Source organism: uncultured Tenacibaculum sp. (assembly GCF_947502995.1).
Classification (GTDB): Bacteria; Bacteroidota; Bacteroidia; order Flavobacteriales; family Flavobacteriaceae; genus Polaribacter.
Genome location: NZ_CANNBW010000021.1, coordinates 21595 through 45070 on the forward strand (window position 1 = coordinate 21595; position 23476 = coordinate 45070).

Here is a 23476-nt window from a genome sequence, read left to right on the forward strand (position 1 = left end):
TCTTAAAATAATAATGTTGAAAATGAATAAAAGAATAATTTATAAATTAATATTAAGTTTAATATTTGTCTTCTTAATAAATAAAATAGAAGCACAACAAGATCCTCAGTATACCCAATATATGTATAACACGATGAGTGTTAATCCGGCTTACGCAGGATCTAATGATCATACAGTAATTACATTATTGGGAAGAACACAGTGGGTTGGTTTAGCAGGAGCACCAGATTCACAAACTTTAAGTTATGATACGCCTTTAGGATATAGTGGAGTAGGTTTAGGAGTCAATTTAACCAATGATCAAATTGGTCCAGCTCAAGAGATTTATTTGGATGCAAATATTTCTTACACAGTTCGATTTAGTGAGAATAGTAACTTAGCATTTGGTTTAAAATTAGGAGGAAGGCATTTAGCGATAGATTGGAGTAAAGGAACGGCTTTACAACAAGAACGAATTTTCGATCAAAATGTAAGTGAGTTTTTACCAACGATAGGAGCAGGGATTTATTTTTATAAATCGAATTGGTATGCAGGAATCTCTATTCCTAATATTTTAAGGACAAATCATTATGATGATACAATTGCTACGGTTTCCAATGGAAACGGAGATTTAGCAGAAGAGCGTTTACACTTCTTTGGTATTTTCGGATATGTTTTCGATTTGAGTGAGAATATAAAGTTTAAACCAGCAACTTTAGTAAAGGTTGTAAATGGAGCACCTTTATCGATAGATGTATCGGGTAATTTTTTATTCAATGAAAAATTCACAGCAGGATTAGCATGGAGATGGGACGATTCGATAAGTGCTTTAATAGGTTTACAAGCTACCGAGAATTTAAATATAGGATTCGCTTACGATTTAACAACATCAAACTACAGTAATTACAATTCTGGAACTTATGAATTAATGATACGTTGGGATATTGCAAGAGATCGAATTATGAAATCTCCTAGATTTTTCTAAAGAAAGGTTTAAAGTAAGAATTACATATTAAAAAAGCATCGCCATTTGGCGATGCTTTTTGTATGAAAAAACTACGTAATTAAACAACTTACTTTATAATCATTCGCTTGCTGTCTATTTTTATATTATTTACAATAAGTGTATAATGATAAACTCCGATAGGTAATTTATCACTATTAATATTCAATTCACTCTCACCACGATCTTCTATGTTTATTTTAGAAATTACTTTACCAACAGCATTTGTAAAAACCATAGAAGCACTATTAATATCGTGAGGTAAAGAGTACTTAATAGTTGAAGTACTACTAAAAGGATTTGGAATATTCTGATATAACTTAGCACTTTTTTGTTTTGTTTGCGTGTTACCACCAATAGTTAATGTAGCATCACAAGCACAACTTTCTATAGTTTCTATACGCGATAATACATCTGTCATTTGAGACTGTAATTTTGCAAGTTGTATTTGAGGTGTTGTTAACTCTGACTGTAAATCTGAAACGATAGGAGCTAAGTCTACAGATACAGAAGCACCATTTTCAATTTCTATTGTTAAATCTGTACCTGATAATGTTGCAGCAGTTAGGTTTTGACTATCAGAATTTACATAAGCAGATAAATCTATTGAATTACCGTCTCGAATACTTAAATTATTGTTTGTTAATTCTAAAGTTTGATTATCTGTTCCTGTTCCATCTTGTAGATTTGATAGATCTACAGTATTACCATTTTCTATACTTAAAGTAGTACCAGATACAGTTAATGTTTGAGAATCTGTAGCAGTTCAACTTTGTAAACTTGATAAATCAACACTATTTCCATTAGCAATGCTTAAAGTAGCACCAGATAAAGTTAAGGTTTGATTATCAGTTCCAGTTCCATCTTGTAAGCTAGACAGATCGATTGTATTTCCGTTAACAATACTTAGGTTCGTTCCCGATAAAGCAATTGTTTGCGCATCTGTGTTATCTAAGTACTTAGCTAAATCAACTGAAGTAGCATCATTAGATAAAGCTAATGTATTGTCTGTTAAAGTCAAATTAAACATATCTATAGTAATACCAATTTCACTGATATTTGTTCGAAAAAAGTATAAACTTTCGATAAAAAATATAGTAATCGGTTTAGGTGGTGGTGTATTTCTATTTTTATTGATTTACGGATTAGCACTTCAAGGATTTTTAAAAGTAGCATTACAGTTGGATATGTTCTTTGTAAATACACTAAGCTTTCAAGTAAATAGTGGATTAGTAATTCTGTATTCTTTACTGATAATTACATTGTTTATAATGTTCGGATTTTCAGTATATAAGAATAATAAAAGATTACTTTTTTTTAGTGGATGTTTATTGTTTTTTTACATTGGAATTAGTCCGTATGGAGCTAGTGTGATTAGAGCCAACGCTAATACACCAATTTCAAATAATCCTTCAAACAGTTTAGAATTACTCAAGTATATAAAAGCCGAACAGTTTGGTGTGAGTACTATTCCTTTGTTAAAAGGATATTATTTTAATGCACCTTTAGATAAGTATAGACCTTTGGTTAACGGAAAACCAAAGTTTTATTATGATCAAGAAAAGAAGCAATATATTGAAGTTGATGACGGAGTTTTAAGTCAAGAAAACTTCGCTAGAGAATTCAGTACTTTTTTTCCTAGAATGTTTAGTACAAAACCTGCTGATATTTCTGGTTATAATACATGGACAACGGTTAAAGGTGAATCTATTGTTTATCCGATAATGGATAAAAATCAGAAAATATATAAACCAACATTTAAAGAAAACTTGAGTTTCTTTTATAATTATCAAGTAAACTGGTTGTATTTAAGGTATTTATTTTGGAATTTCACTGGTAAACAAAATGATAATAAAGGAGCAGGAACAATTCTTAATGGAAATTGGATTAGCGGCTTCGAGTTTTTAGATGCGAATAGAGTAGGGGAATCGTCTAAAATTCCTGAGTATTATAAGAATGATTTAAGTAAAGATGTTTACTATTTTTTACCTTTTATTTTCGGACTTTTAGGTTTGTTTTTCCTTAGGAAAAGTCCAGTACATTTCTTTACTTCATTATTGTTCTTTTTCACTTTTGGTTTAGGAATCACATTATACGTAAACCCAACACCTTCGAGTATTTTAATTAGAGAACGTGATTACATTTTCATCGGTTCTTTTATTCCATTTTGTATTTGGATTGGTTTAGCAGTAACACAATTATATCAATGGTTTTCTTTCATTTCAAATAAAAAAGTTTTAAAAGTTGGAGTATCTTTATTGATGTTAATTGCAGTACCGGCACAGCTTCTGGTAAAAGGTTGGGATGATCATAATAGACAAAACGATACTTTTGCGAGAGATTTTGCTAAAGGATATTTAGATTCTTGTCCGCTTAACACGATTTTAATTACGAATGGAGATAACATGACATTTCCGTTATGGTATTTGCAAGAAGTTGAAAATTATAGAACAGATGTAAGAGTTGTGAATTTCGATCAGTTGAATTTAGATTGGTATATCGAAAAGTTAAAGTTAACGATGAATACTTCAAAAGGAATTAAAGTTTCACTTCCGAAACATATTTACAAAAAAGGTCCGCAAGAAGTTTTACCATTACAAAAAGAAACAAATCAACCTGTCAATTTAGATATGTTGTTTCAGTTTTTAGCGAATCCGAAATCAGCAAAAACGATTTATAATAAGCAAATTCATTACATACCTTCAGATGTGTTTTCTATTTCTGTAGATACATTACAATTTGCTAAACAATTAAATACAGATAAATTACAACTGAAATTTATTGATAAAATTAACTGGAAATATTCGAAAGATATTTATGGAATAAATGATTTAAGTGTTTTAAATATTGTTCAAGAAAACATTAATGAAAGACCAATTGCTTTTGCGATAAATGGAAATACAAATCATTATGTTGGCTTAAAACAATTTACAATTCAGAAAGGAATGGTAGAATTATTAGCACCAGTGATTAGAGCTAAAAACGGATTGAATCCTAAAATTGTAGATACAGAAACATCATATAATTTATTTAAAGAAGATGTTCAATTTAAAGATTTTATTGATACAGATGCTTTTATAGATTATGAAAATCGAGCTTATGCGCAGCAAATTTTAAGACGAAATTATTACTTCTTGGCGCAAGCATTATTAGAAGAAAATCAAGTTGAAAAAGCTAAAGATATTTTAAATACAAGTGTTCAAATTTTTCCTAATGCTACGGTGCCGTTTAAACAATATGCCTTTGCAATTGGAAAATTATATTTCAGAGTAAATGATTCTAAAAAAGGAGAAGAAATTTGTTTAACAGCAATTAAGAATCTTAAAGAAGAATTAGAATGGTTGATTTCTTTTAATCCACCAAACCCTATTATAAATGTTCGATATGCAAATCGATTGAAAACAATGTATTTTCAAATGATTCATCAGTTTTCCGATCTGAATTTAGAAAAAGGAAACACACTTAAAGAAGATGCAAAAGCTATTGAAGTTAGATTTCAAAAATGGTATAATACAAACTGGCCTTACTAAATATACATGTTAAAATATTTTTTCTCAACAGAAGTTACATCTTCCAAAATAATTTCAGATCGACCTTTATATCTCAGAACTAGAAAAGCTTACGAAGTTGTAAAAGATTTAATTAAGGGAAATACACTCGAAATTGGTTGTGGTGAAGGTTATGGAGTAGCAATTTACCATTCAAAAGCATCTCAACTTACACTTATAGATAAATCTGGTTATTCGGTAACGTCATTAAAAGGTAAATATCCAGAAGCAGATGTCATTCAGCAAAGAATTCCACCATTAAAAAATATACCCGATAATTCTTTCGATTCTATAGTTTCTTTTCAAGTTATAGAACATATTAAAAACGATGCGTTGTTTTTAAGTGAAATTTTTAGGGTTCTAAAACCAGGAGGAAAAGCTTTTTTAACCACACCAAATGCAGATAAAACCATAGTTAGAAATCCATGGCATTACAGAGAATATAAACATGAAGAACTTAAAGGAGTTTTAAGTAAGGTATTTACTAATATTTCCATAAAAGGAATTGAAGGGAATAGTAAAACAGATGTGTATTATAGAAATAACGAGGCTTCAGTATTAAAAATTTTGAAGTTAGATGTTTTCAGTTTACATGAAAAATTACCTGCTTGGATACTCAAAATTCCTTATGAATTATTGAATAGAATGAATAGAAAAAAGCTTTTAAAACAACACAAATCAGAAGTTATTGATATTAATTCCGAAGATTATACTTTAAATGCTTATTCAGCGGAAACGCTAGATTTCTTTTGCATTTTAGAAAAATAAAAATTAGAAAACAGAAAGACTCTCCATTTGGAGAGTCTTTTTTTAATAATCCCAGATAATTAGAAAACACGAACAACATTAAATCCAAAAGAGATATCCCCTTTACTCCAATCTCCTTGTGCTTTTGTTAAGAAAGCACTATCATTACTTCCTCTAGCATTTGAAAATAATAGTTGAAAAACATGTCCTCCAGTTTCAATATCTACACCCAAAGTCAACGGATTATTATATATAGAGTTCTTGTTTTTATTAAAGTTGTAGGCGTAATCAAGGTTAATACTCATACGTTTACTAACTTTTAAACGACCTCCAATTCCCATTAAAAACTGATTATGATTTCGTTCTTTTGTAGCATTTAAATCTTGTAAATTTTGTCGAACAAAAGAAGGAGCAACTTGTAGAGACAAGTTTTTAGAAACTCTACGAGAAGTCAAAAGTTGGAAGGTATAACTCATGCGATCACCAAATTTTAAATTAGGGTAATTCGCTTTTTTTATTTCTGAGTTAATATCTGCACTAGCATAACCAACAATGTTTAAAGGAAACTTATTGGATTGTTTTGTGAGTCCAAATTTGATAGTACCAGAATAAGTTTTTTCAAAGCTATCTCTGCTTAATCCTAATTGAATATGATCCCAAAAGCTATATAATAACTGAATTTTAGTATTAGCTTGATCTAATCCAAAGAATTCATCAATTCCATCTTTTAGAGATCCAAATCTATGAGCAACAACTAAATATAAATCTCCTTTATCAGCAATTTTAGTCGATTGTAAATTACCTATTTGCATGGCTTTAAAAGCTGGTAAATCGAATTGTTTTACATCTTTTGTAGCGTTATCAAGTTCATTTAGTAAATCATCCTGAGCATTTATCTGTAATGCAGCTAATAGCATGATTAGAAAAGCGTTTATTTTAGTATACATTGATTTAGTTTTAGTTCTTCTAGTAAATCATCGTATCCAACGACACGACCTTTTATTGTAATTTTTTGATTCAGATTAAGAATTGATAGTTTTTCAACATTTTTCAACTGACAGAAAATCTGATTGTCTAGTGTAATTCCTTTAGTATCAATAGCTGTAACTTGTCCAGATATTTTAATAATCTTAGTGTTCCATTGCTTAAAATCAAGACTTGCTTTTTGTAAGAATTCTATAGAATTTCCTGTGTATATAGAAGTAAGATTTTCAATGGTTTTATGAGGTTTATACGTGTATTTATACCCCAAAAAAACAATGAGAATGAAAAAGCTAATGCCTATCAAGAGCTTATTTTTTTTCAGCCAATTCATAGTTGATTTTTATATTTATTTTCTCTGCAATCTTTTTACGTACAATACTTGGAATTTCAATTCCGAAATCTTGAGGTTCTACAGAAAAATTACTCGAAAGTTTTATGATGTTTTTTTCAAAAGAAACCTTAGCAATAGTGCTGATTTCTTTTTTTATCCCACAAATAGTAAGCGTTCCTTGTAGAGGGAATTCTTTTTGATTTTGTGAATTTTTTAATGAAAAATTACTGAGTTTACCTCTAAAAGTAGCTTTAGGATATGTATCAGAATCCATATAATTTTCATTAAAATGCTCCTGCATTAAAGCGACTTTAAATTGAAAAGCACTAATAAATAATTGAACTGCAATATCTCCTGTTACTACATTTAAAATTGAAGTAGAACTATTGTTTATGGCTTCCACAGGTTCGAAAGTTTCAACTGAGGCTTTAAAATGAGTTGTACCTGTTCTTGTAAAATATTTTTGGGCTACTACTAATTGTGAAACCAGTAATAGAGTTGTAATGATTAATTTTTTCATGATTTTTCTTTTTATTCGATGTAACCTCCAGCTCTCCATTGATCGAAAAGCGCTCTTCTATCAGCAGTTAAAAGTCCACTTTGTGGCATTGGGTTTGCCGCGTCGTTGATACGAGGAATTAAAGTTCCTGTTTCCGAAGAATTTCTAACTTGTTCATAGGTTTCTAAAATCAATCCATTTCTTGGATTTACAGAACTATGACAAGTCAAACAATTTCCTAAAATGATAGGCTGTATATCTTGTGTATAAGTAACTGTTCTGTTTACTGGATTTTGATCTACAAGTGGAATTTCAGCAGTTGTACAATTAACGAGTATAACTGTACAAACGATTAAACATAATTTTTGAATGATTTTCATAAGATTAATTTTGAATATCGATATTGGTTACGTCTTCAATTTTATTTTCAAGTGGAGCTATAATTATTTGTTTTGAAACACTTGTAATATCTCCTTGATCTGGCGCTCCATTATTATTTTTATCAGCTATAATTGTTAGATAATACGTTCCTGGGTGTAAATAGGTAAAAAGGAAATTATTTTCTCCGTTTTCTAGAGTTGGAAAATGGAGTAAAGTATCAAAAGCTCCAGAGAATTGAGTAAAATAACCATCAGTATCTGTTAATGCATCTTTAGATAAATAGACTAACAAATTATCGGTAGTAATGTTTGTGTTTCTGGTAATATTTACGGTTAGTGTCCCTAATCTTGGATGGTCAATTATAGTATAAGGATCGCCAGATTGTGGAGCTAATTCATAAACGTTATTGTTACTTTGAGAAGCTAAAAAAGTTGCTGACTTTGGAGCGGTTCCTTGCTGATCAATATGTAAATTCTCTGTAACAAATCCATCTGCAAAATCTAAACCTTGATCTATTGTATTTTGAGGAAAGTTAGTTGCGTTAGCAGCAGTTTGAGTAAGCTCGAAATGCATCTTTTTCCCTTTAAAAGTCATATGACGTGTAGGTACTCTATTTCCTAAATTACTCGTGTAAGAATTAAAATATAAACTATCGTTTTTAAATCGTAATTCCATATACATAATGTTATCACCACCAATAGCATCTACTAAACGATAATATTTTCCTTCAGAATTTCGATTTTCAACTTTATCTAAAACAAAGTAACTTGTTCTATAAATACCACTTAATAAACCACCATTACGAGCCATAATAGTTCGTTTTCCTTTATAGTTCGTCACAAAGAAAGAAGTGAATAAGTTACCAAGTGTTCCTCCTTCATGAATTCCATGAATATGAGAAGGAGAAATTGCACGATAATCCCAAGCAAACCAAGGATAATCATCAGCAATAACTTTATTAGATCCTACCCAATGTCCTTGCATTTTTTCAAGAAAATCAAACCCATCGTTGGTAATATCTACAGGTTTTACTTCAGTAACAGGATTCGTGGGAATTGTAGGTGTAGTTCCACCAGTTATATCTCTACTATTATCATCGCAGTTAGTTAAAAATAGAGCGGTAAAAGCTCCTAAAATAATAAGTCTTTTTTTCATAAATTATTTAGTGTTATTGTTTTCTAGTCCAAGTTTCGATTAAAGGTTTATTTCTTATGTATGTAGTTACTTCTAGAGTATCGCTATGTTTTACTTTAATTTTATAGTTCTGAGAAGAAGTTTTTGTAGCTCCAGATAAAGCATCAACATAAGATTGATTTCTATATTTAAGATCTTTTATAAAGATGTCTTTTTCAGTTTTTGTTTCATGTAGCACAGTTGTTCCATCATTGTAATACAGAAGTTTTCCTATAATTTTTTCATTAAATTTTTCAATTTTATAAGTTGCTTTATAGTAGTTGCTATTGGTTTTCCATATTCCGAAAACCCTTTGATCAATCTTTGTTGAACAAGCCGTTAAAATGATTATTATGATTAATAAAAATTGTTTCACTTTTTCTAGATTTTATAATCCTGAGGCAAAATTGTGAAGGATGAGAAAAAGTTTTTTTGATCTATATCAAAATCATACTTTTTATTGTTTTTTGATTTAAGTCAAAATGAAAAAGTTGAAGGAGTAATACTTTTGACAAAAAGTTTTTTAAATGGAAAAAATTAAACAACGTTGGGGAATAGAAACGACAAGAGAACTCTTAATTATCTTTTTTATATTCTCAATAACAGGCTCTTCATCAGTTTTAATTGGTAGACCGATATTAAGAACTTTAGGTTTAACTTTAGATAATGTGCCAGTAATAGTATATTATCCGTTATTTATAATTGCTAGCTTTATATTTTATCAGCTCTTTTTAGTTGCTTTTGGATGGATTTTTGGTCAGTTTCAATTCTTTTGGAATATGGAAAAGAAAATGCTGAAAAGATTCGGAATATCTATTTAAAGGAATCAGAAATAATGTATAAATGGAAAACTATATTAGCATTAATATTGTTAATATTAGCTGTAATTTTTGAATGGGATTGGTTTTGGGCATTATTTATACTCATAGGTTTAGTACATATTATAAGAAGTGAAGAAATTAATTTTGTAGAATCTGTAACTAAAAAAGAACATCCAAAATTATATTGGATTATGATTTTTATTTGGTCGTTTTTAGCGTTATTTTCAATCTTTAACTATCTATCATAAAACTTAAAAAAGAATACTTTTTCGTAGGAATAAATATGATAAAAGATCAAGGTTTTTGTATATTTCTAATCCATTATTAGGAGTATTCCTTTATCGAGGTTAATGTTAATCAGTATAAGAGAGTTTTTAAAAATGAAGTAATAGCTTCGTTGGTTAGTGATATAAGTATTTTAAAATCAGCAAACTCTGCTGAGGTTAATTACATAGGTGAGGTTAAATTTGAGGGTATATTAGTAAACTCTAAAGGAAACAAAGTTTCACAAGGTGTTAAGGATAGATTTAAGGATTTTTTATCAGATGGTAGTATGGCTGGAGGAGCTTTTAGATCAGAGTTTTTAACCTCTAATATGGAAAGTAAAGTCTCAGTTGTTTATTCTCCAGGAGTCATATCGCCAAATCAATTTATTACCATAGTAGTAGAGGTTTTAGATGAAAATAGTAATCCTATAGGTATTAGTTCAAGTACACAAATTTTCGGTTATTAATTTAAAATTTTAAACAATGGATAATATAAAATTATTAGGTCTGTCCAAAAAAATAGAAACTATTTTAGATGAATATGGAGTATCTAATTTTAAAGTTAAAGAGATGAAGTTACAAGCTAAAAATTATGATGTAGAACAACATGATGAGGGTAATAGCTGCAAAATTGTTTGGGATCCAGAAACGGATGAACTTATTTGGAAATGTGATTAAAAACCATATCTATTTGAGATCATTACTTTATGAGATTATTTCCTAATTCTGTCGAAAAAATTAGACTAATTGATGTAAGTAAAGACTTAAATTAAGCTAGCGCTCGAATCCTTTCGAGTGCCAAGCAAGAGTAAGTAAAAACAATAATTAAATATAATAGCCACAGCATTTTTATAAGTGTTGTGGTTTTTTATAGTTTAAAAAGATAATAGTTCTATAAGTAATTGACAGAATCGAGGGCTAACCTGTGATTTAGAAAAGAAAGAACACTCAATAATTTTATTTCCCAATACAAAAGTTAGAGAAAATATGTCCTAAAATATCTTTATCTACGTCATACTCACCAGTGATGTTTCCTAAATGACGCAAACACTCGCGGATATCGATAGCAAATAAATCAGAAGAAATACCTAGTTCTATTCCATTATCAACAGATTGAATACTCTCTAAAGCATTATTTAAAGCTTCAAAATGACGAGAATTTGTCACAATAGTTTCATTATTACTCAAAGCTCCAGTATTCACTAAAGAAGTCAACTCAGTTTTTAAAGTATCTACACCTATTTTTTGCTTTGCAGATAATAATAAGGCATCGGGTAATAAATATTCAAGATCAGAAATAGATTTTTCAGAAAGATTATCTATTTTATTAGCTATTAATAATACCCTTTTATTTGTAAAACGCTCTTTGATTTTTGAAATTTCAGAAAGTATAATAGATGATTTTGCTACTACTTTATCAGCATTTATTAATAAAATAACAAGCTGTGCTTTATCAGCTTTTTCATAAGCCTTTTGTATACCAATACTTTCTACCACATCTTCAGTTTCACGAATTCCAGCAGTATCAATAAAACGAAAAGCAACACCATCAATAATCATTTCATCTTCAATAGCATCACGTGTAGTTCCAGCAATATCAGAAACAATAGCTTTTTCCTCGTTTAATAAAGCATTTAAAAGTGTCGATTTTCCAACGTTTGGCTCACCAATAATAGCTACGGGAATTCCATTTTTTAAGGCATTTCCAAAGGCAAAACTATCAATTAAACGTTTTAAAACTGATGTAATTTTAGTCACCAATTCTCGGAATTTTGTACGATCTGCAAACTCAACATCTTCACCAGAAAAATCCAATTCTAATTCAATTAAAGCAGCAAAATCTAAAAGTTGTCCGCGTAAATCTTTCAATTCATTGGTAATTCCACCACGCATTTGCTGAATAGCCATTTGATGCGAAGCTTCAGAATTAGAAGCAATCACATCTGCCACAGCTTCAGCCTGACTTAAATCCATTTTACCATTCAAAAAAGCACGCATGGTAAATTCACCATTATCAGCCATTCTACATCCGTTACTTAAAAATAGTTGTAAAATTTCTTGCTGAATGAATACAGATCCATGACAAGAAATTTCTACCACATTTTCACCAGTATACGAGTTTGGGTTTTTAAAAACAGAAACCAAAACTTCATCTACAATCTTTCCCTTATTGGTGATACGACCTAAATGAATCGTATGTGTTTTTTGATCTAATAACGATTTGTTTTTTTTAACTGAAGTAAAAAATTGATTTACAATTTCAATAGACTTTTCACCAGAAAGTCGAATTACAGAAATAGCTCCAACTCCAGAAGGAGTAGCTAAGGCAACAATTGTATCGTTAATTAGTGTTTGCAAAACGTATTTTTTATGCAAATATACTACAGTTCAATACAATTTTAGTTTTAAGATTTCTTAGAAATATAGTTTCTGCATTATTCAAAATTTATTTAGGAATCTCATTACTCTTATAAATAGGAATTTATGAAGAAAAACTATAACGAATTCTGTTTGATATCAGTTTATTTATAAATTCGAAATAATCATTTTATTTTTTGTAACAAAACGATAAACCTTACGTCTAATAAGTGTAAACAACAACAAAAAATGCAGAGAAATAAAGAATTATTAGCAATTACACATTTAAGTCAATTATTAGATCTAGTTACCGTTATTGGAGGTTTCGTCGCGCCTTTAATTATATGGATGATTAAGAAAGATGAAGTTGAAGGCATGGATGAACATGGTAAAGCTATTTTAAACTTCAGAATTTCTATGTTTATTTACGCATTATTATGCATTCCATTAATTTTATTTTTTGGATTAGGAATTTTAGGTTTTATCCTTTTAGGAATATTTTACTTCATTTTTCCAATTATAAATGCAGTTAAAGCTACAAATAACGAAGCTCCAAATTATCCTTTTAGTATTCGATTTTTAGAATAAAAGAGATTAGAAATAAAATTAAAAGTTTTCAGATACTACTGAAGACTTTTTTTATTGACTTAAAATTCTATCGTATGCACTAGCAAAAGCCTTTACACCTTTTTTAGTAAGAGCTGCACTTATCATTGAAAATAAAAGCTGAATGTAATACTTGGTATGATCTGTTTTAATTCCAGAACTCAACATAGAAAATACAGCTTTATCAAAAACCCAAGAATTAAAAATAATGAGTAATCCATGAATCTTTAATTTCAATTGTTTTTCATTAAGCTCTCTCATGTAACCATTTTCAATTAGAAACTGAGAAATCTTCAGAATAATATTGCTATACACTTTAGAACGCTCAATAGTTTTTTCTTTAATTTTTATGTATTTTAAGGTAATGTCATAACCATTTAAAAGAAAAAAACGATACTTATAAGTTAGGTTCATCATGTTTTCTAAACTTCGTAACATAAAGTCAAACTCAAAAATTTCACCTTTTAAATTCAGTAAAGATTCATCTAGTTCATCCATAAAGTTTTGATGTAATCGAATTACAATGTCTTCTTTTTTAGGAAAATGATAGCATAAGTTTCCGTAACTAATTTCAATGTGTTCACTTATGGTTTTACTCGATGTATTGGCATATCCTTCTTCATTAAATAATTGTAATGAAGCTTCTAATATTTTCTCTTTAGTTGTCATAAAAATCAAAATTAGGCTTTTTAGCCTATTTTTTAAAATTTTTTTATACTTTTGAAATTAGGTATAAATGCCTAATTAAATCAAAATTCAAAAAAATGAATGAAACTTTAACCAAAAAACAAGGAGGATCTTTTCTGATTCAAGATATAACTACAGAACAATTTTATACTTCAGAATTAATTTCAGAAGAAACCAAAATGATGAAAGATGCTGGAGCATCTTTTCTAAATACAGAGATTGAAAGTCGTTTAGAGTTTTTAGAAACTAAGGAAGCGATTAAAGAAACTCCTGTGTTAATAAGAAAATGTGGTGAATTAGGTTTTTTAGGTTTAGAAGTTTCTGAAGAATTTGGAGGTTTAGATGTATCATTTAAAGATGTACTTCATTTTACTGTAACTATGAGTAGAGGCTATTCTTTTACAGGAGCTTTGGGGGTACAAACAAGTATTGGTATTGCTCCAATTTTTCTTTACGGAACAGCCTATTTAAAAGAAAAATATTTAGCTAAAATGATAGGAGGAGAGTTGTTATCGGCTTTTGCATTAACGGAACCAAATGCAGGAAGCGATGCAAATGCAGGTAAAACAAAAGCTGTTATAGATGAAAATGGAGATTATATTATAAACGGACAAAAAGCATGGATTTCTAATGCAGGAATTGCAGATTTGTTTATTGTTTTTGCTAAGATTGAAGATGATAAGAATTTGTCTGCTTTTGTTGTAGAAAAAGATTTTGGAGGAATTACAATCGGACCAGAAGAAAAGAAAATGGGATTTTCTGGATGGAGTACATGTCAGGTATTTTTTGAAAATGTAAAAGTTCCAAAAACACAGTTGTTAGGTGAAAGAAATAAAGGATTAAAAATAGCATTAAATACCTTAAATACAGGAAGAATAAAATTAGGTGCGTCTTGTATTGGTGTTGGAAGTAAAGCGTTAACTCATGCGGTAGATTATGCAAAACAACGAGAACAGTTTGGAAAATCGATAGCTTCTTTTGGAGCGATTCAAGATAAAATAGCCAGAATGCAAGCTTATCTTTTTGCTAATGAAGCTGGTGTTTTTAGATTAGGTAATGATATCGATTTACTTAGAGAACAGATGCAACAAGAAGGAAATAACTTTTCTGAAGCTAAAATTAATTCGCTTAAAGAATTTAGTATCGAAAGTGCTATTGTAAAAGTGTATGGATCAGAAATACAAGATTATATTGTAGATCAAGCGGTGCAAATTTATGGAGGAATGGGGTTTTCTGCTGAATCACCTGTTGAAAAATTATACAGAGCTGTTAGAATTAGTAGAATTTATGAAGGAACAAACGAGATCAACAGACTAGTCATTATAAAAGAGTTTGTAAAAAAAGGAATGAAAGGTGAATTGGACGTTTTTTCGTTATTCACCAAAATAGCAGAAGAATTAGAAGAGGAATTGCCAAATTTTACTACAAATGTAATAGACCAATATGAAAGTTTTGTTCAGAGTTTAAAATCTATTTCAGTATTTATTTCGGGGGTTTGTTTACAAAAGTTCATGGCTCAGTTAGAAGAAGAGCAAGAAATAGCAATGCATATTTCAGATTTACTCATCAATTTATATGTATTAGAAAGTACTTTATTACGAGTTAAAAAATTAAAAGAATTAAATTTTTTAGAAGAAGATTTCCATTACGCTATCTTAAAAACAATAGGTTTTGATGTTTTTACTAAAGTATCCAATACGATTAACGAATTGGTAGTTTCTTTTAATTCAGAAAAAGAAGTTTCTACCATAATTAAAGCTTGGGATAAATACATGAAATTACCTCATGCAAATATTAAAGAAGAACGAAGAAAAATAGCAAAACGTGTAATTTCTAAAGGCGTAAATTAAATTGTAATAATGAAGAAAGTTGGAGTTGTATTTTCAGGAGGCGGAGCTTTAGCAACAGCACATTTAGGATTGTTAAAAGTCTTAGAAGAGCAAAATAGTAAACCTGATTTTTTCTCAGGAAATAGTGCTGGAGCATTAATAGGAACATTATATGCTTATGGATATACTATAGAAGAAATTTTAGAAATTATTATTAAAGAAGAATGGTTAGCTGTTCCTTTTCAAAAGCTTAAAGAAAAAAGAATTTTAGATATAAATGACATGTTTGAAAGTTTTAAAAATTATTTACCTGAAACTTTTAAATCCGACAATGTTTTTATCTCAGCAACTGATATTAATTCTGGTGAAGTAGTAACTTTTAATTCAGGAAACCTTAAACAAACACTAAAGGCCTCAGTAGCATTGTCAACTTTTTTTAAGCCTGTATTATACCAGGAAAAAAGCTTAGTTGACAGTGCTTTATTAGATAATTTTCATGTTACACCATTACTAAATAAATGCGATGTGATTTACGGAAGTTATGCAATTCCTATGACACCATTTATTCCTGAATTAGAAACAAATGTCCAGCAATTAATAAATCGATTGTTTGCAATAAACGGATATCAAAGAGCAAAGCAGAAGTTTCATTTATGCGACTTCATGTTCGATCATCAATATCTAAAAGAATTTAAAATTTTAGATAAAGACAAGCTTAAAACAATTTATGAGAAAAGCTACGAATATTGCAAACGTAAATTAGAACTAAAAGCGGTGTAATTATCTTCTAATAAAGATGTTGGTGTAATACCAAGTACCGTTATTATTTTGTTTTGCAGTAAGATTAAAATGTGTGAAATTTCCCTCAATATTTCTGCGATGCCCGTCACTATTTATCCATGCGTTAACTAGAGATTGGGCATTGCTATATCCAAAAGCTACATTTTCTGCAGTTCCTCTAGCATCTGCATTTTGCTGTAAATAATTATTACGATCACTAAAATTATCATGAGAAATATCACCTTTGCTAATCATGTAATCTGTATGTGCATCAGTTTGAGTTTTTATAATATCTAAAATCTCTAATGTACTTAAACCGTTATCAGATCTATGTTTGTTTAATAAGTTTAAAATTTGTGTTTCGTAATTAACTTCATTTGTTGGATTTTCAAGGTTTTGATCTCCAGTATCAATATTTTCTTCGTTAGAACTACAAGAAAAAATTGCTAAACAACAAATAAAGAATAGGGATTTAATTAATTTCATAAGGGGATAATAAAGATTATTAAATGGCTTGTTTTATAAAATCTTCGTACTCATAATAAAACATTTCGAACTGTGTCATAGTTTCTACAAAAAACTCATAACAATCTCGCCATGTATTTTTATTATGGATACTAAATTTCTTTTCATGTAAAACGTATATTCTGTGAATATATTTTCCGTTGTCTAATTGAAAAGCGTTATCAAAAATAACTTCAGGTAAATATTCCGTTTCTAATATTTTTCTTAATGCAAGTAACTGATCGTATAACAATTCATTAGCAACTTCTTCAGGATGTTCAAAATCTAAACACACAAAAGCTTTTTTTCGATCAGCTTGAAATTTAAATGCAAATCCTTTGATTTTTGTATTGTACAATAACCATTTTCTTGGAAACGATTTTCCAAAGCTCGTCCAGAACTCTTTTCTAATTTTTGCCGATTCTTCTTTGCTAAACATTTATTTCAGATATCTTGGTTTTTAAGAATTGATTTATCTTATCCGTGAACTTTAGCAGAAGTACCTCTGTTCTTCATCATTTCAGCTTCAAAAGCAAGTAAATCATTCCACTTCTGATCAACAATTTCTCGGTTCATATACTTTCTGGCATAGCCTAAAAATAAAGTGTAATGGTTTGCTTCAGAAATCATTAAATCTTTATAGAATTCAGATAACTGTTCGTCTTCCATATTGTCAGAAAAAACTTTAAAACGTTCACAACTTCTAGCTTCAATTAAAGCAGCTACTAATAGTCTGTGAATTAAAGCTTCAGTTCTATCAGGAGTTTTAGGGAAGAATCCTTGTAATTTTAAGGCATAATCATTTTTAGTTGCTTGGCCTAAAACCATTCCTCTTTCTACCATTAAATTATGTACCATTCTAAAATGTTCCATTTCTTCAATGGCAATATCACTCATATCTTTTACTAATGCTGTTTCTTCAGAGTAATTTATAATTATAGAAACTGCATTACTAGCAGCTTTTTGTTCTGCAAATGCATGATCGGTTAAAAGTTGTTGCAAACCATTTTTTGCAACATCTACCCAAGAAGTTTCCGTATCAAATTGTAATCCTAACATATTTTATTATGCATTTTGATTTTATAGAAATGCAAATTTAGTAAAACTGTAGACGAATAGAGAATAAGAATCCACGAATCTAGAAAGCCCTAATTAATATCGTACAGGTTTTATTAGTTTTGGTAGGCAATGAATTCATAAAATCAATATAGCATTTTAGTATAGATTCTTAATCTTTTTGAGACTATTTAGAAGCTTTTAATATTAAAAATAACAGCTAACATGAATTTATATAGTGTTAACTCATCGAAACATTGAATTTACGAATTCTAAAAGTTATTTCATCTCTATTTTATTAACTTTGAATATCAGTTAACTAGAAAAAAATTGTAAAAAACCATGATCAAAAAACTATCATCTTACGTGTTGATTCTTATTGTTTTAATAACAGGATGTAAAAAGAAAACAGAAGTAAAAGAGAGTGATGTAACCAGTTTTACGGAGTACATTAGTGTTTATCCAGAAAAAATGATTTCTGTTTTACCCAAATTAGATTTTTATTTGAACAAAACAGTAGATGTAAAAGAAATTGGTGATGATGTAATTACAATGACTCCGAAAGTAAAAGGAAAAATAGAACTTAATAATACTATTTTATCTTTTGTTCCTGAGGAAAAATTAGAAAGTAATAAAGAGTATTCTCTTACACTTCATTTAGATAAATTATATGGAAATATCGATAAATCTCTTCAGGATTTTACAATTGCTTTACAAACAAAACCTTTACAGTTTAGTGTAGCATTACAAGCTCCTTCGATTTATAATAAAGACTGGTATTACATTGAAGGAAGTTTAACTTCTAGCGATGTAATTGAAGGAAAAAAAATAGCAGAATTAGTAAAAGTAAATTACAACGGAAAAGAGAAAAATATAAAGTTTGATATCACTTCAGATACTTACACAAACGCGGTACGATTTAAGATTGATAGTTTACAACGTTTTCCTGATGATAAAACTGTAAAAGTAAATTGGAATGGTGAAATTGTTAATTCAAGTTCGAAAGGAGAACGTGAAATGATAATTACAGGAAAATCAAATTTTAAAGTATTGTCGTTTGATGTTTTTAATGACAACAAGCAAAGAATAGATATTAATTTTTCTGATCCAATTAATAAAAGTCAAAATTTAAAGGGATTAATTCAGTTTGTAAATACTCAAAAACAAAATTTTACAACTAAAATAAAGAACAACGTTATTAGTGTATATCCAAAAGCTTCTATTCGTAATAAAGTAGATATTGAGGTTTTTAAAGGCATAAAAAATACTGAAGGTTATACTTTAAAAAATAATGTCGTTAGAACTTTATATTTTGAACAATTAAAACCAGAATTAAGTTTCATTAAAAGTGGAACTATTTTACCTAATTCTGATAATTTAAAAATTAACTTTAAAGCTGTAAACTTAAAAGCTGTAGATGCGACTGTTTACAAAATTTACAAGAATAACGTTCTTCAATTTTTACAAAACAACAATTTAAATAATCAAGGTAATATTCGTTATGTAGGAAGACCAACTGCAAAATATACAGTCAATTTAGCGAATCAAGGATTACATTTAAGTAAGCCAAATGCTTTTGCAGTAGATTTATCTGACTTAGTTACTGTTGAAAATGGAGCGATGTATCGAGTTGAATTATCGTATCATAAAGAATACTCTAATTATTCTTGTGATGGTGAAGAAAGTAATGCAACTATTGTTTTCGGAAAAAAAGAAGTAGATACACGTAATTACGATCATGCTGGTTATGGTTATTACTACGATGATTATTACGACGATTACAATTGGAATGAACGCAAAGATCCTTGTAAAAAATCATTTTATAGAAATAAAAAAATTAGCACCAATTTATTAGCTTCTAATTTAGGCGTTATTGTAAAGAAAGGAAATAACGATAATACTTTTGTAGCAGTAACCAATCTTTTAAGTACTCAACCTTCAAATGGTGCTAAAGTCGAATTAATTAATCTGCAACAGCAAATTGTAGTTTCTGCTAAAACAAATGCGGAAGGTGTTGCAATTTTTGATGATGTAAAAGGAGCATATTTTGCAAAAGTATCTGATAATAACAGCACAACTTATGTAAAGTTGAATGATGGAAATTCATTATCAATGAGTAAGTTCGATGTTTCAGGAGCAAGATTGCAGAAAGGAATTAAAGGATACATTTATGGAGAAAGAGGAGTATGGAGACCAGGTGATAAAATGTTTTTAACTTTTGTATTGAATGATAAAGCAAATCCAATTCCAGAAAAACATCCAATTAAATTTGAATTAGTTGATCCGCAAGGAAAAATTACAGATCGAAAAATTGTTCAAAAAAATAGTTTAAATGTATACACTTACGCGCCTAAAACTGATGCAGAAGCCATTACAGGAAATTGGAAGTTAAGAGTAAATGTAGGTGCAGCTAAATTCAATAAAGTATTAAAAGTTGAAACGATTAAACCAAATCGTTTAAAAATTAAAGTAAAAACAGAAGATAAGTTTGTAAAATCAGGAAAACCTGTTCATGGTGAGTTAGAGGTAAAATGGTTACATGGAGCTATTGCAAGAGGTTTAAAATATGATATAGAATCTAAGTTTTCGAGAACAACGACTAAATTTCCAAAGTACGATAATTATGTTTTTGATGATGTTACAAGAAGATTAAGAACATCAAATTCAGTAATCGCATCTGGAAATTTAGATAATGAAGGTAAAGTTAGTTTTACTAAAAAAGCAGATTTAGGAACTAGAGTTCCGGGAATGGTTCGTGCTAGTTTTATAACTAAAGTTTATGAAAATGGAGGTGATTTTAGTACAGATGTGTACAGTACCAAAGTTTCACCATACAAATCATATGCAGGATTAAATTTAGCAGAAGAACAACAGTCTAAAAATTATTTATTTACAGATCAAGAATATGCTTTTAATGTAGCATCTGTAAATGAAGAAGGAAAAGGAATTATAAATGATTTAGAAGTAAAAGTTTATAAGTTAAGTTGGAGATGGTGGTGGAGTTCTTCTAGCGACGGATTATCTTATTACGATGGTTCAACTCAACGCGAATATTACGATTCTAAGAATGTACGTACTAGTGCAAATGGTAAAGGAGCTTTCAATTTAAAAATTGATAAAAATGATTGGGGGCGTTATTTAATTAAAGTAAAAGATAAAAAAAGTAAGCATGTTACTTCAGCAGTTGTTTATTTTGATTGGCCTTCTTGGTACGGAGCTAAAAGAGGAAGTCAAGACAAAACAAATGCAACAATGCTTGTGTTTTCAAGTGATAAAGAATCCTATAATGTGAATGAAAATGCTACAGTGAAATTTCCTTCATCAGCAGGTGGTAGAGCTTTAATTACTATTGAAAATGGAACACAAGTTTTAGATCATTTTTGGGTAGAAACAAAAGATAAACAAACAGATTTTAGTTTTCCAGTTTTAAAAACATACACACCAAATGTATTTGTAAATATTTCATTGTTACAACAACATTCTCAGACAAAAAATGATTTACCAATTCGAATGTATGGAGCAATTCCGATGTTGGTAAAAGATCCTGAAACTAAATTGGAACCAGAAATTCAATTAGCAGATGAATTAAAGCCAGAAAGTATTGCGAAAATTAGAGTTAAAGAGAAGAATGCAAAAGCAATGACTTATACAATTGCTTTAGTTGATGATGGATTATTAGATTTAACTCGATTTAAAACACCAAATCCGTGGTCGACATTTTATGCAAGACAATCTTTAGGAGTAAGAACTTGGGATATTTTTGATGATGTTATTGGAGCTTATGGAGGAGAAGTAAATCAGATTTTAAGTATTGGAGGAGATGAAGCTAAAGCAGGAAGTAAAAACAAGAAAGCGAATCGTTTTAAACCGATGGTTTCGTTTTTAGGGCCTTTTAGGTTAGGTTCAGGAGAAGTAAAAACTCATGAAATTAAAATTCCGAATTATGTAGGTTCAGTAAGAGCGATGGTTGTTGCATCAAATGGTGCTAAAGAAGCTTATGGAAGTGACGAAAAAAATGCTTTTGTACGTAAACCTGTAATGGTATTAGCATCTTTACCGCGTAAAATTACACCAAAAGAAACCGTTACTTTACCTGTAACAGTTTTCGCAATGAAAGAAAATGTAAAGAATGTAAAAGTTACGGTTAAGCCAGATCCTTCATTTAGCATTGAAGGTAAAGCAACACAAATATTACAGTTCAATCAGCCAGATGAAAAAATGGCATATTTTACTTTAAAAGTAAATGATTTTAAAGGTATTGGAAAAGTAAGAGTAGAAGCAAGTTCAGGAAGTGAAAAAGCATTTTACGAAGTAGAAATTGATGTGTTAAATCCAAATCCAGTTACTACTGAAATTAAGGAGTTAGTATTAAAATCAGGAGAAGAAAATAAATTAGATTTAGCAACTTTCGGTACTAAAGGAACGAATTCTGCAAGTATAGAATTATCTACACTACCTCCAATGAATTTTACAAGTCGTATGGAGTATTTAATTCGTTATCCACACGGTTGTGTAGAACAAACAACGTCTAGTGTTTTTCCACAGTTATATTTTCCTGAGTTGTTTGAATTATCTGGAGAGAAGAAAAAATCAATAGAGAGAAATATAAAAGCAGCGATTAATAGATTATCATCATTTCAAAAGTTAAATGGCGGACTTTCATATTGGCCAGGAGGAGTAAGTGCTAATAGTTGGGGAACATCTTATGCAGGTCATTTTTTATTAGAAGCTGAAAAAAGAGGATACGCATTACCAATAGGATTTAAAGCCAAATGGTTAACATATCAGAAGAATGAAGCTAGAAAATGGAGGAAATCTTCAAAATATTATAACAATGAATTTGCTCAGGCTTATCGTTTATATACGTTGAGTTTATCGAATAGTCCAGATTTAGCATCAATGAATAGATTAAGAGAAACTGCAGGAATATCAAGTTCAACAAAAAGACGTTTGGCAGCTGCTTATGCATTAATAGGAAAAAAATCTACAGCTGAATCTATTTTAAAATCAATTACAAGTAATGATTATAGCAGAAGATATTATTACAATTATGGTTCTGAAATTAGACATAAAGCAATGTCGTTAGAAACGTATACTTTAACAGGAGATGAAGTACAATCGATAAAGTTAGCAAAAGATATTGCTGAAAGTTTATCTAGTGATCGTTGGATGAGTACTCAAACAACTTCATATGGTTTATTGGCTATGGCTCAATATGCTTTAAAAAATGGTGAAAACTCAGGTATTAATGCAAATTATACTTGGAATGGAACTCAAACATCAATAAACACAACAAAATCACTATTTGTGAAGGATATGAATTTGTTAAAGAGTAATAATGCATTTGTGATTAATAACAGTTCTAAAAGTCCATTATATGTAAGAGTATACAATAGAGGGATTTTACCAGTAGGAGAGGAGAAAGTAATTCAGAAAAACCTTGATGTAAATGTAGTTTATAAAAACAAAGATGGTTACAGAATTGGTGTTGGAAGTTTATCTCAAGGAACAAATTTTGTTGCAGAAATAACTATTAGAAATACAACAAATGAAACGGTTCAAAATATAGCGTTGACACAATTTTTACCATCTGGTTGGGAAGTTGTAAATACTCGTTTTACAGAGTTTGGTAATAATACTACTTCTTCTGCAGTAGATTATACAGATATTAGAGATGCAAGTATTAGTAATTATTTTACACTATCTGGATTTAAATCGAAAACATTTAGAGTGTTATTAAATGCATCATATTTAGGAGATTATTATTTGCCTGGGATACAAGCAGAAGCCATGTATGATAATGATTATATTTCTAGAACTAGAGGCCAATGGATTAAGGTTTTAAAATAGAAAATTCACATACCGAAAAATAAAAAAAGGTCACTCAATTTTGAGTGACCTTTACTTTTTTAAAGAAGTTTATA

24 protein-coding genes are annotated in these 23476 nt (G+C 29.4%); 11 read left to right on the forward strand and 13 right to left on the reverse strand.

The window, feature by feature from the left end; genetic code table 11:
- Positions 1–22 precede the first annotated feature (22 nt).
- Positions 23–964: a type IX secretion system membrane protein PorP/SprF gene (locus tag Q1A46_RS16565; protein WP_299681371.1), complete on the forward strand. Its 942-nt coding sequence runs from the start codon at positions 23–25 to the stop codon at positions 962–964.
- An 88-nt stretch (positions 965–1052) separates the two neighbouring features.
- On the opposite strand, the gene Q1A46_RS16570 is transcribed toward Q1A46_RS16565, so the two are convergent.
- Together Q1A46_RS16570 and Q1A46_RS16575 are read right to left on the reverse strand one after the other, a co-directional pair.
- Complete coding sequence (locus Q1A46_RS16570; RefSeq protein WP_299681374.1) at positions 1053–1403, reverse strand: hypothetical protein; 351 nt, start codon at positions 1401–1403, stop codon at positions 1053–1055.
- 345 nt (positions 1404–1748) lie between these two features.
- Positions 1749–2003 (reverse strand): hypothetical protein, encoded by a 255-nt coding sequence (locus tag Q1A46_RS16575; RefSeq protein ID WP_299681377.1) that lies wholly within the window; start codon positions 2001–2003, stop codon positions 1749–1751.
- Here Q1A46_RS16575 and Q1A46_RS16580 point away from each other — a divergent pair.
- Both Q1A46_RS16580 and Q1A46_RS16585 read left to right on the forward strand, forming a co-directional pair.
- Positions 1987–4512 carry a lipopolysaccharide assembly protein LapB gene (locus Q1A46_RS16580; protein WP_299681380.1) on the forward strand — a complete coding sequence of 842 codons (2526 nt, stop codon included), beginning with the start codon at positions 1987–1989 and terminating at the stop codon, positions 4510–4512. The genes Q1A46_RS16575 and Q1A46_RS16580 overlap by 17 nt on opposite strands.
- A gap of 6 nt (positions 4513–4518) precedes the next feature.
- Complete coding sequence (locus Q1A46_RS16585) at positions 4519–5298, forward strand: class I SAM-dependent methyltransferase (RefSeq protein WP_299681383.1); 780 nt, start codon at positions 4519–4521, stop codon at positions 5296–5298.
- Between the two features lie 59 nt (positions 5299–5357).
- Here Q1A46_RS16585 and Q1A46_RS16590 read toward each other — a convergent pair whose 3' ends face one another.
- Genes Q1A46_RS16590 through Q1A46_RS16615 form a run of 6 tightly spaced genes read right to left on the reverse strand, consistent with a single transcriptional unit; the run spans position 5358 to position 9021 of the window.
- Complete coding sequence (locus Q1A46_RS16590) at positions 5358–6224, reverse strand: DUF5777 family beta-barrel protein (RefSeq protein WP_299681386.1); 867 nt, start codon at positions 6222–6224, stop codon at positions 5358–5360.
- On the reverse strand, positions 6209–6592 hold the full coding sequence (locus tag Q1A46_RS16595; protein ID WP_299681615.1) for a hypothetical protein: 384 nt from the start codon (positions 6590–6592) through the stop codon (positions 6209–6211). The genes Q1A46_RS16590 and Q1A46_RS16595 overlap by 16 nt, the downstream gene beginning before the upstream one ends.
- Complete coding sequence (locus tag Q1A46_RS16600; RefSeq protein WP_299681389.1) at positions 6570–7112, reverse strand: YceI family protein; 543 nt, start codon at positions 7110–7112, stop codon at positions 6570–6572. Before Q1A46_RS16600 ends, Q1A46_RS16595 begins: the two co-directional genes overlap by 23 nt.
- Before the next feature lie 11 nt (positions 7113–7123).
- Entirely contained in the window at positions 7124–7471 is a 348-nt protein-coding gene (locus tag Q1A46_RS16605; protein ID WP_299681392.1) for a hypothetical protein, read from the reverse strand.
- A gap of 4 nt (positions 7472–7475) precedes the next feature.
- Entirely contained in the window at positions 7476–8627 is a 1152-nt protein-coding gene (locus Q1A46_RS16610; protein ID WP_299681395.1) for a hypothetical protein, read from the reverse strand.
- Between the two features lie 13 nt (positions 8628–8640).
- Entirely contained in the window at positions 8641–9021 is a 381-nt protein-coding gene (locus Q1A46_RS16615) for a hypothetical protein (RefSeq protein ID WP_299681398.1), read from the reverse strand.
- 151 nt (positions 9022–9172) lie between these two features.
- On the opposite strand from Q1A46_RS16615, the gene Q1A46_RS16620 reads away from it, so the two are divergent.
- The 4 genes from Q1A46_RS16620 (at position 9173) to Q1A46_RS16635 (ending at position 10410) form a co-directional block, all read left to right on the forward strand.
- On the forward strand, positions 9173–9466 hold the full coding sequence (locus Q1A46_RS16620) for a DUF6787 family protein (RefSeq protein ID WP_299681401.1): 294 nt from the start codon (positions 9173–9175) through the stop codon (positions 9464–9466).
- Between the two features lie 14 nt (positions 9467–9480).
- Positions 9481–9714 carry a hypothetical protein gene (locus tag Q1A46_RS16625; protein ID WP_299681404.1) on the forward strand — a complete coding sequence of 78 codons (234 nt, stop codon included), beginning with the start codon at positions 9481–9483 and terminating at the stop codon, positions 9712–9714.
- A 149-nt stretch (positions 9715–9863) separates the two neighbouring features.
- Positions 9864–10199 carry a hypothetical protein gene (locus Q1A46_RS16630; RefSeq protein ID WP_299681407.1) on the forward strand — a complete coding sequence of 112 codons (336 nt, stop codon included), beginning with the start codon at positions 9864–9866 and terminating at the stop codon, positions 10197–10199.
- 16 nt (positions 10200–10215) lie between these two features.
- Positions 10216–10410, forward strand: coding sequence for a hypothetical protein (locus Q1A46_RS16635; RefSeq protein ID WP_299681410.1), 195 nt, complete (start codon positions 10216–10218; stop codon positions 10408–10410).
- Between the two features lie 279 nt (positions 10411–10689).
- On the opposite strand, the gene mnmE is transcribed toward Q1A46_RS16635, so the two are convergent.
- Entirely contained in the window at positions 10690–12090 is a 1401-nt protein-coding gene (mnmE, locus tag Q1A46_RS16640; protein ID WP_299681415.1) for a tRNA uridine-5-carboxymethylaminomethyl(34) synthesis GTPase MnmE, read from the reverse strand.
- 249 nt (positions 12091–12339) lie between these two features.
- Here mnmE and Q1A46_RS16645 point away from each other — a divergent pair, with 249 nt between their 5' ends.
- Complete coding sequence (locus Q1A46_RS16645; RefSeq protein WP_299681417.1) at positions 12340–12678, forward strand: DUF4870 domain-containing protein; 339 nt, start codon at positions 12340–12342, stop codon at positions 12676–12678.
- Positions 12679–12729: 51 nt separating this feature from the next.
- Here Q1A46_RS16645 and Q1A46_RS16650 read toward each other — a convergent pair whose 3' ends face one another.
- On the reverse strand, positions 12730–13365 hold the full coding sequence (locus Q1A46_RS16650) for a TetR/AcrR family transcriptional regulator (RefSeq protein WP_299681420.1): 636 nt from the start codon (positions 13363–13365) through the stop codon (positions 12730–12732).
- A 95-nt stretch (positions 13366–13460) separates the two neighbouring features.
- Between Q1A46_RS16650 and Q1A46_RS16655 the strand changes: the two genes are divergently transcribed.
- Positions 13461–15233: an acyl-CoA dehydrogenase family protein gene (locus Q1A46_RS16655; RefSeq protein ID WP_299681423.1), complete on the forward strand. Its 1773-nt coding sequence runs from the start codon at positions 13461–13463 to the stop codon at positions 15231–15233.
- Positions 15234–15242: 9 nt separating this feature from the next.
- The gene (locus tag Q1A46_RS16660) at positions 15243–15992 is read left to right on the forward strand and encodes a patatin-like phospholipase family protein (RefSeq protein WP_299681426.1); all 750 of its coding nucleotides are present in this window, start codon (positions 15243–15245) and stop codon (positions 15990–15992) included.
- Here Q1A46_RS16660 and Q1A46_RS16665 read toward each other — a convergent pair whose 3' ends face one another.
- The 3 genes from Q1A46_RS16665 to Q1A46_RS16675 are packed head-to-tail and all read right to left on the reverse strand — an operon-like array spanning position 15993 to position 17555.
- The gene (locus tag Q1A46_RS16665; RefSeq protein WP_299681483.1) at positions 15993–16478 is read right to left on the reverse strand and encodes a CAP domain-containing protein; all 486 of its coding nucleotides are present in this window, start codon (positions 16476–16478) and stop codon (positions 15993–15995) included.
- A gap of 19 nt (positions 16479–16497) precedes the next feature.
- Positions 16498–16935, reverse strand: a complete 438-nt coding sequence (locus Q1A46_RS16670; RefSeq protein WP_299681487.1) for a DUF4268 domain-containing protein — start codon at positions 16933–16935, stop codon at positions 16498–16500.
- A gap of 38 nt (positions 16936–16973) precedes the next feature.
- Positions 16974–17555, reverse strand: a complete 582-nt coding sequence (locus Q1A46_RS16675) for a tRNA-(ms[2]io[6]A)-hydroxylase (protein ID WP_299681490.1) — start codon at positions 17553–17555, stop codon at positions 16974–16976.
- 339 nt (positions 17556–17894) lie between these two features.
- Between Q1A46_RS16675 and Q1A46_RS16680 the strand changes: the two genes are divergently transcribed.
- Positions 17895–23402 carry an alpha-2-macroglobulin gene (locus Q1A46_RS16680; RefSeq protein ID WP_299681494.1) on the forward strand — a complete coding sequence of 1836 codons (5508 nt, stop codon included), beginning with the start codon at positions 17895–17897 and terminating at the stop codon, positions 23400–23402.
- The last annotated feature ends 74 nt before the right edge of the window (positions 23403–23476 follow it).